Origin of the sequence: Sorangium sp. So ce128 (genome assembly GCF_051525245.1) — a bacterium.
Lineage (GTDB): Bacteria > Myxococcota_A > Polyangia > Polyangiales > Polyangiaceae > Sorangium > Sorangium cellulosum_B.
Genome location: NZ_CP150313.1, coordinates 13,283,473 through 13,293,572, shown reverse-complemented (window position 1 = coordinate 13,293,572; position 10,100 = coordinate 13,283,473). Strand labels below are relative to the sequence as shown.

Here is a 10,100-nt window from a genome sequence, read left to right as displayed (position 1 = left end):
CGCTGCTCTGAAGTCCGCTCCACGAAAATAGGTTTCGGGGGCGACCGAAAGAACCGTCGCCCCCAACTTATCCACAGGTCTCACAGCGAGGACTCGCCTCTAACTCCTGGAGATCTCTATGTTATTCTGAATGTAATCGAAGGGCGTGTCGACTTTTCAACAGTCCGCCCACGGCCGCTTCGTCCTCGGGGAATCGTCCGCATGCTCCCGCCAACTGCGGGTGAACAGTACAGCCCTCCTGTACCAGGGCCCGGCCCGGCTGCAGCCGAGCACGCCGATCGAGGTGGGGGTACAGCCGTCGCGTCGAGGTCCATCGCATTGAAAGACAGATCGGCACAGCCGTCCCCCATACCGCCTCACAGAGCTCGGTAACCCGCAGCGCCCCTTTCGAGGCCACCCTTTGGAGGACCCGGTGCGGCACGGAACCGCCCCGAGGACGAATCGGAGGTAGCACCGGGTGAGTCCGGGCGTCTATCCCCAACTGCGAAACTTGGCTCAAGTATCCGATAGTATTGTTATAAATTCAGTCCCTGACACACTGCGAAGCCGGCTTCGCGTCGACCGAGCTCTGGCTGCCGGACACGAGGCGCCAAAACTCCCGACGCGGGGCGGTGATTTTTACGACGCGCTCACGATTGCAGAGCAAAACCCGCTCATCTCGTCGTCAAGAGCCTCGACGTGGCGGGTTTTCCAGCTTTTTGAGGAAGACGAAGTTCGTCCAGCACAGAGCGACCGAGGTTCGCCGGTTTTCAGGAGCCGAGAATTTGCCCCCGGGGTCCAGGTGTGCGGTATGGCGAGGCGATGTCGTCAGGGATCCGGTTGACAAGGGGGGCACTCCTGGCGCAGCGGCCGGAGGGGGCGTCGCGCCGGGCGGCGGCCGCCCGGCGGGCCGGGGCCCTCTCGGCGGCAGGCGCGCTCCTGATGGCGTCGGCCGCAGGGCCGGCGGCGGCCGACGAGCTGCCGCCCCAGCTCGCCTACGCCTATGGGGAGAATGAGACGCCCCGCGCCGCGGCCTTCGGGGGCGCGCTGCGCGCCCTCGGGAACGGGACGTCGGCCGTCTTCCTCAATCCGTCCGCCATGGTGGAGACCCGCGTCTATCACCTCCAGGCGCTCTTCCAGGGGAGCCCCGAGGCTGGCCGGCACGCTTACGGCGGCGTCGTCGTCGACTCGGTCACCGGCAAGCTCGCCGGGGCGCTCTCCTTCGTGGGCGGCTTCGTCGACATGGACGACGGCGGCATCAAGCGCTCCTACCTCGACGCGCGCGCAGGCCTCGCCTACCCCCTCACCGAGCGCGTCTTCGTCGGGCTCACCGGCCGCTATGCCAAGATCACGCAGGACGGGACCCTGCTCGAGGGCGGCCTCGGCGACAGCTCCGTCTCGGGCGGGCTCCGCGAGTGGGAGAACGGGAAGCTCGTCGGCCGGCACTCCTTCGTCGACGGGTTCACGTTCGACGCCGCGCTCACCGTCAAGGCGACCGACAGCCTGTACATCGCGGTCGTCGGACAGAACCTCACCTATCCGGACCACGGGCTGCTCCCCACCACGGTCGGCGGCGGCATGGGGCTCGGCACCGCTGACTTCTCGATCGAGGTCGACGGGCTCGCCGACTTCAACTCTTACCGCGACACCACCTTCCGCTTCATGGCCGGCGGCGAGTACCTCGTCGCCGATCACTTCCCGCTCCGCGCCGGCTACCGCTTCGACCAGGGCGCCGACCAGCACGCGCTGTCGTTCGGCCTCGCCTATGTGGGGACCCAGTTCGCTGTCGAGGGCACCGTGCGGCGAGCCCTCACCAGCGGAGGACCCACCACCTTCGTGCTCGGGCTCGCGTACCACCTCGAGTCGAGCGGGCTGACCCGCGGGTCGTCCGACAGCTTCTAATCGACGGACGCTCCAGAGCGACACCGCGCCGCGGCGCGGCGTCGGCGACCCGTCGTCGCGCCCGCGCCGACCTCGAAGCCCGCCTCCCCCTTCTCGCCGCGCCGCGCCTGCTCTAGGTCGGCCCTGCGTGCTGTGCCTGACCCTACCGACCGACCCACGCTGGGCTGACGTGGCGCTCGCCGATCTGCCGGCGCTCCTGACCGATCACGCGCACTGCGAGATGAAGGCGGCGTCGAACGCCCTGTCCCTCGCCGCGCGCTGGCCGTCGCTCCCGCGCCTCGCGCGGGCGCTCGTGGACCTCGCCGAGGAGGAGCTCCGGCACTTCCGCGCGCTGCTCGACGTGATCGAGCAGCGCGGCCTCGCGCTCGGCAAGCCGGAGACCGACGTCTACGCGAGCGAGCTGCGCAAGGCGGCCTCGAGCACCTGCGCGCGCAACGCGAAGGCCGCGCTCATCGATCGGCTGCTCGTCGGCGCGATCATCGAGGCCCGCTCCTGCGAGCGCTTCAGGCTGCTCGCCGACGGGCTCGCGGCGCGCGAGCACGAGCTCGCGCCGCTGTACGAGGAGCTCTTCGCGTCGGAGGCCCGGCACTATCGGACACTCGTCGACCTCGCCGTCGAGGTCGCCGGCGACGAGGGCGCCACCCGAGTGCGGCTGGCCGAGCTGGCGCGCGCCGAGGGCGAGATCGCCGGGCGGCTCGGGACGGCACCCGCGGTGCACGGATAGGTGACATGGAGATCGATCTGATACGCCTCGACCAGGACGTCGCCCGCGCGGAGCGCGCGTGGCGCGCGGCGCACGGCGACCTCGCCCGGCGCGGTCCGGCCCCTCCCGCCGCAGACCAGGACGGCCCGAGCGCCGCCGAGGCGAGGGCCAGGCTCGAGAACCCGCTCGATCCCTTCCGGCGCGTCAGCTCGCGGACGACCTACCTCGAGCTCACCGGCAAGACCCCGGGCCTCGGCGCGGAGCTCGGGCTCGCGAGCCCGACGTCGCCCGCCGCGCCGGACCCGACCGGCCTCGCGGCCCCCCTCGCCGACTGGGTCTACGCGCTCACGCTGGAGCGCGTCGTCTGGGCCGACCGCGTCCGGCTCGCCGCGGCCTGGCACACGCCGCTGGTCACGATCGACCTGCCCGAGCCGGCGCGGATGTCGCCCCACGAGGCGCGGCTCAGGCTGCTCGCCGACCCGACGAGCGCCGGACGGCAGATCTTCGCCGAGGCGCTCGCCCGAGGCTCCGGCGCGGTCGCCGACGCCGCCCGCGTCCTCGTCGAGCGGAGGCACGAGGCGGCGCGGCAGCTCGCGGAGGAGGGCCTCCGCGCGATCGAGATCCCCTGCGACCCTCCCGGCGCGGCGATCGGCGCCGCGGAGGCGCTGCTGCGCCGGACCGAGTCGGTGATCGAGCTCGAGCCGACCTGGCACGCCGCGCTCGGGCGCGCCGTCGGCCGCGACGCGTCGTCGGGGTGGCCAGCGCGGCTCGGCCCGCGGTGGATCGAGGAGCTGTTCCGCGCGACGAAGCTAACCGATGGCGTCGCGATCGATCTCGGACCGTTGCCGCGGCCGCTCGGCGCGGCGTCGTTCGCGCGCGCGCTCGCCCGCTTCGGCGCGGCGCTCGCGCGTGGTGATGGAGCGCGCGGGCCGTTCGCGCTCTCCCACGCGCCGTTCGATCTCCGGCAGGCGCGCCGCGCCGCGCTCTTCGGCGGCCTCGTCGCCGATCCCGTCTTCTGCGCCCGCGCGCTCGGGCTGGGCCGGGGCCGCGCGCTCGATCAGGCGCGCGCCACCGCGCGCAGCCTCCTCCTCTCGCTGCGCCTCGACGCCGCGACCGTGGCGCTCGTGTTCGGCGCCGGCCAGGACGGAGGCGGGCACGTGCTGCTCCGGGCCTCGCGCGATCGGAGCGACCGCTTCGAGGAGACCACCGCGCGCGCGCTCGGCGCGCCGATCCCGGGCGCGCTCGCCGGGGTCGTCCCGACGCTCGATCCCGGCGCGGCGGTCCGGCTCGCCGGGGCGCTCCTCGCCGCGCGCGATCGGCGCGGCCTGATCGAGCGCTTCGACGAGGACTGGTTCCGCAATCCGCGCGCCGCCGAGGCCATCCGCGACGAGGACGGCGCGCGCGCGCAGGCGCCGCGCGCCACCGAGGGCGATCTCGAGGCGGGCCTCGGCGAGATGATGCGCGCGCTCGCGAGCCTGTAGCGCGGGCGCGTCGTCAGGAGACGTGATGTTAAAGAGGGGCTCGTCCGCTCTGCGAGAACCCTTCCAGCTTTGACTGACACGTGCTAGTGCCGGCTCGCGAAATCGCCCCCTCGGGGGGCGTGGGGCAGCGAGCGGCTCGCGCTGCGCCGCCCTCGTCGCCGAACAAGCACCCGTGAACCCGAACGCAATGCACCCTCTCCTCGCGTCCGGCGCCAGCGCCATCGCCGTCGACTTCGATCTGACGTTCCTGGCGCAGGTCGTCCTGTTCTCGACGTTCGTCGTCGTGCTCAAGCCGCTCCTGTTCGATCCGCTGCTCCGCGTCTTCGAAGAGCGCGAGCGGCGCACCGACGGCGCCAAGCGGGAAGCGCGCGAAATGGACGAGCGCGCCGGCGAGCTGCTCACCCGCTACGAGGCCGAGATCGAGAAGGTCCGGCGCGAGGCCGGGATCGAGCGAGAGCGGCTCCGCGCCGAGACGGCGAAGATCGAGGCGCAGATCATGGCCGAGGCCCGGGCCGAGACGGCGCGCATCCTCGAGGACAGCAAGGCGAAGATCGCGGCCGAGGTCGCCCGCATGCGCGGCGAGCTCTCCGCCGCCCAGCCCGCGCTCGCCGCGGAGATCGCCGCCAGCATGCTCGGCCGCGAGGTGCGCCAGTGAAGAAGCCGCTCCGCCGCTCCTCGCTCGCCCTCGGCCTGGCCGCGGCGCTCGCCGCCGGCACGGCGCTCGCTCAGACGCAGCCGCCGGGCTCCGAGCCGGCGCTGCCCCCCGGGCACCCGCCCATCCCGTCGCCTGCCCAGGCGCAGCCGGGCTCGCCGCAGATGCCGCAGCGCCCGCGCGACGCGCAGCCCGGCCGGCCGCTCGGTCCGGGCGGCCGCCAGCTCCCGCCGGGCCATGGGCTCCGGCCGCCGGGAATGCAGCCCGGCCGCGCGCGCCCCACGCCGCCGCCCCCGCAGCCCGAGCACGCCTCCCACGGGGAGGGGCACTGCCCCGGGCACGGCCCGACGGATCCGCCGCCGCACGTCAACTGGTGGCACGGCCTCATCGGCGTGAACAACGAGGCGGCCTCGAAGGGCGGGATCAACGCGCTGCTCTGGCGCTACCACAACGAGCAGAACCCCTGCGATCCGAAGAACGAGCCGCCGCCGTTCCTCGCGTCGGTCCTGAACTTCGGGCTGCTCGCGCTCATCGTCGTCCGCTTCGGGAGGAAGCCCATCGCGGAGGCGCTCAAGAAGCGCAAGCAGACGATCACGCAGGAGCTCGACAACGCGTCGCGCCTCAAGCAGGAGGCCGAGCAGCGGCTCGAGGAGTACGAGGACAAGCTCACGCGGCTCGAGGAGACGCTCGCCGAGCTCAAGGCCGAGCACGCGGCGCAGGCGGAGGTCGAGAAGGCCCACGTGCTCGCCGAGGCGGAGCAGCGGCGCGTCCGGATGCGGCGCGACGCCGAGTTCCGCGCCGAGCAGGAGCTCAAGGCGGCGCACGCCATGCTCCTCCAGGAGGCGGTGCAGAACGCCGTCGCCGCGGCCGAGGAGCTGCTCCGGCAGCGCATCGGCCAGCAGGACCTCGACCGGGTCAACGAAGAGTACCTGAAGGCCATCCCCGCGGCCGTCTCCGCCGGCGCGCGCCGCGGAGCCCAGACCACCGGAGCAGCGACATGAGCTACGAGTCCGTCGCCCGACGCTACGGGCGCGCGATCTTCGAGATCGGCAAGGAGACCGGGACCCTCGCGGCCCTCGCCAGGGAGATCGGGGACGCCAGCGCGATGTACTCGGCGAGCGAGGAGCTCCGCCTCGTCCTCGACAACCCGCTCATCCCGGAGGCCTCGCGCGAGGAGCTGCTCCGCGAGATCGGCGGCCGCGCCGGCTTCTCGGACGTGACGAAGAACACCCTCCTCCTGCTGGCGCGGCGCCGGCGGCTCGCGGCGCTGCCCGAGATCGCGCGGCAGCTCGCGCTCCTCGTCGATCAGGACCAGAACGTCGCCCGGGCCGTGGTGACGAGCGCGGGCCCGCTGAGCGACGGCTACCTCGACCGGCTCCGGGCCGAGCTCGAGAAGGCGACCGGGAGGAAGATCTCGGTCACCCACAAGCAGGATCCCTCGCTCATCGCGGGCGTGGTGACCCAGATCGACGATCAGGTGATCGACGGCAGCCTCCGGACCCGGCTGTCGAGCTTCCGTGACAACCTGCTCCGGACCTGAGGGGACGCGAGCAAGCCCCCCTGTTTCATGTTGGGTCGTGGCCCGGCGCTCAGCGCCCCCTCGACCTTGACGACGTTGACTCCGCAGCCCAAGCGTCTCCCGACAGAGGACTCCGCATGCAGCTCCGCGCCGAAGAGATCTCCCAGATCATCAAGAAGCAAATCCAGAATATCGACAAGGCCGCTCAGGTCACCGAGACGGGCACCGTGCTCACGGTGGGCGACGGCATCGCCCGCGTGCACGGCCTGAGCCGCGCGATGGCCGGCGAGCTCGTCGAGTTCACCGGCTCGGAGGGCGGCAGCCTGATGGGGCTCGTGCTGAACCTCGAGCAGGACAACGTGGGCGCCGCCATCTTCGGCGACACGAGCATCATCAAGGAGGGCGACGCCGTCAAGCGGACCGGGCGCATCATGGAGGTGCCCGTCGGCGAGGCGACCCTCGGGCGCGTCGTGAACGCGCTCGGCATGCCGATCGACGGCAAGGGGCCGCTCGAGACGAAGGAGCGCCGCCGCGTCGAGGTGAAGGCGCCCGGCATCATCCAGCGCCAGCCGGTCACCGAGCCGATGCAGACCGGCATCAAGGCGATCGACGCGATGATCCCGGTCGGCCGCGGCCAGCGTGAGCTCATCATCGGCGACCGGCAGACGGGCAAGACCGCCGTCGCCGTCGACGCGATCATCAACCAGAAGGGCAAGGGCGTCATCTGCGTCTACGTCGCGATCGGCCAGAAGCTGTCGACGGTGCGCCAGGTCGTCGACCGGCTCGATGCGCACGGCGCGCTGGAGTACACGATCATCGTCGCCGCGACGGCGAGCGAGACCGCGCCGCTCCAGTTCATCGCGCCGTACACCGGCGTGACGATCGGCGAGTACTTCCGTGACAGCGGGCGCCACGCGCTGTGCATCTACGACGATCTGTCGAAGCAGGCGGTCGCGTACCGCCAGCTCTCGCTCCTGCTCCGCCGCCCGCCGGGCCGCGAGGCGTACCCGGGCGACGTCTTCTACCTCCACTCCCGGCTCCTCGAGCGCGCCGCGAAGATGGCCGACATCTTCTACGTCGTCTCGAAGGGGACGAAGATCGAGGGCGGCGACGCCTCGTACCGCGGCGTCGACGGCAAGGCGCACGTCGGGGCGCACGGGATGCACTCGGCGAAGGACTCGCTCTGGAAGACGATCGACGGGGCCCTCTTCGAGAAGCTCGAGCAGGCGCGCAAGGACGAGAAGAAGGACGAGATCAAGAAGCTCGAGCAGCAGCTCTCGGACAAGGCGAAGGCGAGCGACTACGAGATCGTCCGCGATCCGAAGTCGGGCGGCTCGCTCACGGCGCTGCCGGTCATCGAGACGCAGGCGGGTGACGTGTCGGCGTACATCCCGACGAACGTCATCAGCATCACGGACGGGCAGATCTTCCTCGAGGCCGACCTCTTCTACTCCGGCGTCCGCCCGGCCATCAACGTCGGCATCTCGGTCAGCCGGGTCGGCGGCAACGCGCAGATCAAGGCGATGAAGTCGATCGCCGGCACGCTCCGCCTCGACCTCGCGCAGTACCGCGCCATGGCGGCGTTCTCCCAGTTCGCCTCGGACCTGGACGCGAAGACCCGCGCGCAGCTCGAGCGCGGCGCGCGCCTCACCGAGATCCTGAAGCAGGGCCAGTACGTGCCGCTGGCGGTCGAGAAGCAGATCCTCATCATCTACGCCGGCACGCAGGGCCTGCTCGACAGCCTGCCGGTGAGCTCGCTCTCGCGCTTCGAGGAAGAGCTCAACAAGTTCATCGAGGCGAAGCACCCCCAGATCTTCGTGGACATCCGCGAGAAGAAGGTCCTCGACGACGACCTCAAGTCCCGGATGACGAAGGCGATCGACACCTTCAAGAAGCGGTTCGCGGTGGAAGCGAGCGGCGCCTCGACCGCGGCCGACGAGGACGGTGCGGGCGACGACGAGGAGGAGGCGCCGGCGCCGAAGGCCAAGTCGAAGAACGGGAAGAGCGCCTCGAAGGCAAAGGAAAAGTAGGCAGCCGTGCCCAGCCTCAAGTCCATTCGCAAGCGGATCTCCAGCGTCAAGTCGACGCAGAAGATCACCCGCGCCATGAAGATGGTCGCGGGCGCCAAGCTCAACAAGGCGCAGCAGCGCATCACCGAGCTGCGCCCCTACGCCGTGAAGGTGCAGGAGGTGCTCTCGGCGATCACGCGCGACGCGGCTCCCGCGGCCGAGGCGCTCGCGGCGGAGGGGCACGGGGCGGAGGGCGAGGCGAGCGCGCTCGCCGGTGGCGAGAAGGCGCTGCACCCGCTGCTCGTGACCCGTCCGGAGCGGCGCGTGCTGCTCGTGGTGCTCACGAGCGACCGCGGACTTTGCGGCGCCTTCAACACCAACATCAACAAGCGCGCCGAGCGCGAGTGGAAGAGCCGGACGGACGCGGGCCAGGAGGTCCAGCTCGCGATCATCGGCCGCAAGGGTCGGGACTACTTCAACCGCCGCGGCGCGCCGATCCTCGAGTACCTGGCCGGGGTCTGGGACAAGCTCAACCTCGAGACGGCCCAGGCCGTCGGCGCGAAGCTCCTCGCCCCGTTCAACAAGGGCGAGATCGACGCGATCTACCTCGTCTACAACGAATTCAAGAGCGCCATCACGCAGACGGTCGTCGTCGAGCGGCTCCTGCCGCCCGCCGGCGGTCCGGCGCAGGAGCAGGAGCAGGAGCAGGGGGACGAGGGGGGCCACGGCGCGCCCTCCGCGGCGTCGGAGTTCCTCTACGAGCCGGACAAGGGCGCGCTCCTGGAGCGGCTCGTGCCGATGTACGTGGACATCTCGATCCTGCGCGCGCTCTACGAGTCGATGGCGAGCGAGCTCGGCGCGAAGCTCACGGCGATGGACGCCGCGAACAAGAACGCCAAGGAAGTGATCGACAACCTGACGCTCGAGTACAACAAGGCGCGTCAGGCGGCGATCACCAAGGAGCTCATGGAGATCATCGGCGGCAGCGAGGCGCTCAAGGAGTAGCCAGCAGCGCTGCACGCCGGGATCTTCGATCTCCGCCTCAAGCCGCTCGCACGTGCGACCGGCTTGCGTCTCGGGGCTTCGCCCCGCCTCTCTTCACCCGCAGCGCCCGCACCCGGCTGCCCGTCGCTGGTCGTACATCCAGGCAGCCAGCACTGGCGGAACCGACCGGGCGGCCCCATGGTTGCGTTCCCGTGCTCCAGCCCATCAACCCCGATCACCCGGAACCCCGCAAGATCGCGCGAGCGATCGATCTCATTCAGAAGGGGGAGGTCATCGGCTACCCGACCGATACCGTGTACGGGTTCGGGTGCGACCTGATGAACAAGGCGGCTATCGAGCGGGTGTATCAGATCAAGGGGATGCGCCAGAACAAGAACCTGGCGTTCATCTGCCCGGATCTGAGCGACATCGCGCGGTATGCGATCGTCGAGAACCAGGCGTACCGCATCCTGAAGCGCTACCTGCCCGGGCCGTACACCTTCATCCTCCCCGCGACGCGCGAGGTGCCGAAGTACGTGCACCTCAAGCAGAAGACGGTCGGCATCCGCGTGCCGAACCACCCGGTCGCGCTCGCGCTGGTCCGCGCGCTCGGGCGACCGCTCATCAGCACGACCGCGGCGCCTCCCGGGGAGGATCCGATCATCGATCCGGGGGAGATCGACGACCGGTTTCCGGGGCTCGCGCTCGTCCTCGACGCTGGGACCGGCGGGGCCGTGCCGACGACCGTGATCGACCTGAGCCAGGGCGAGGTGCAGATCGTCCGCGAGGGCGCGGGGCCGATCGACGAGCTCGTCTGAGCCGGGGTGAGAGGAGGAGAGGGCCATCCGAGCTGCCCAGCCCGAGGAGAGGG

The 10,100-nt window shown here is 71.0% G+C and carries 9 protein-coding genes; all 9 read left to right on the top strand.

Annotation, left to right across the window (positions count from 1 at the left end):
* Positions 1–819: 819 nt before the first annotated feature.
* The 9 genes from WME82_RS50390 to WME82_RS50350 all read left to right on the top strand — a co-directional run bounded on the left by WME82_RS50390 (position 820) and on the right by WME82_RS50350 (position 10,047).
* Positions 820–1,881, top strand: coding sequence for a hypothetical protein (locus WME82_RS50390; RefSeq protein ID WP_437743511.1), 1,062 nt, complete (start codon positions 820–822; stop codon positions 1,879–1,881).
* Between the two features lie 127 nt (positions 1,882–2,008).
* Entirely contained in the window at positions 2,009–2,605 is a 597-nt protein-coding gene (gene miaE, locus WME82_RS50385; RefSeq protein WP_437743510.1) for a tRNA isopentenyl-2-thiomethyl-A-37 hydroxylase MiaE, read from the top strand.
* A gap of 5 nt (positions 2,606–2,610) precedes the next feature.
* The gene (locus WME82_RS50380) at positions 2,611–4,065 is read left to right on the top strand and encodes a hypothetical protein (RefSeq protein WP_438041148.1); all 1,455 of its coding nucleotides are present in this window, start codon (positions 2,611–2,613) and stop codon (positions 4,063–4,065) included.
* A 172-nt stretch (positions 4,066–4,237) separates the two neighbouring features.
* Positions 4,238–4,720 (top strand): ATP synthase F0 subunit B, encoded by a 483-nt coding sequence (locus WME82_RS50375; RefSeq protein WP_231864629.1) that lies wholly within the window; start codon positions 4,238–4,240, stop codon positions 4,718–4,720.
* Positions 4,717–5,718: a F0F1 ATP synthase subunit B family protein gene (locus tag WME82_RS50370; RefSeq protein ID WP_438041147.1), complete on the top strand. Its 1,002-nt coding sequence runs from the start codon at positions 4,717–4,719 to the stop codon at positions 5,716–5,718. Before WME82_RS50375 ends, WME82_RS50370 begins: the two co-directional genes overlap by 4 nt.
* On the top strand, positions 5,715–6,257 hold the full coding sequence (gene atpH / locus WME82_RS50365; RefSeq protein ID WP_438041146.1) for an ATP synthase F1 subunit delta: 543 nt from the start codon (positions 5,715–5,717) through the stop codon (positions 6,255–6,257). Before WME82_RS50370 ends, atpH begins: the two co-directional genes overlap by 4 nt.
* Before the next feature lie 116 nt (positions 6,258–6,373).
* Entirely contained in the window at positions 6,374–8,266 is a 1,893-nt protein-coding gene (gene atpA, locus WME82_RS50360) for a F0F1 ATP synthase subunit alpha (protein ID WP_437743506.1), read from the top strand.
* A 6-nt stretch (positions 8,267–8,272) separates the two neighbouring features.
* The gene (atpG, locus tag WME82_RS50355; RefSeq protein WP_438041145.1) at positions 8,273–9,250 is read left to right on the top strand and encodes an ATP synthase F1 subunit gamma; all 978 of its coding nucleotides are present in this window, start codon (positions 8,273–8,275) and stop codon (positions 9,248–9,250) included.
* A 191-nt stretch (positions 9,251–9,441) separates the two neighbouring features.
* Complete coding sequence (locus WME82_RS50350; protein ID WP_438041144.1) at positions 9,442–10,047, top strand: L-threonylcarbamoyladenylate synthase; 606 nt, start codon at positions 9,442–9,444, stop codon at positions 10,045–10,047.
* Positions 10,048–10,100: the final 53 nt, after the last annotated feature.

What these genes read in the sequence shown, in the direction of transcription:
- WME82_RS50380 (WP_438041148.1), top strand. Translation starts at nt 2,611, where the DNA reads ATGGAGATCGATCTGATACGCCTCGACCAGGACGTCGCCCGCGCGGAG.
- atpH (WP_438041146.1), top strand. Translation starts at nt 5,715, where the DNA reads ATGAGCTACGAGTCCGTCGCCCGACGCTACGGGCGCGCGATCTTCGAG.
- atpA (WP_437743506.1), top strand. Translation starts at nt 6,374, where the DNA reads ATGCAGCTCCGCGCCGAAGAGATCTCCCAGATCATCAAGAAGCAAATC.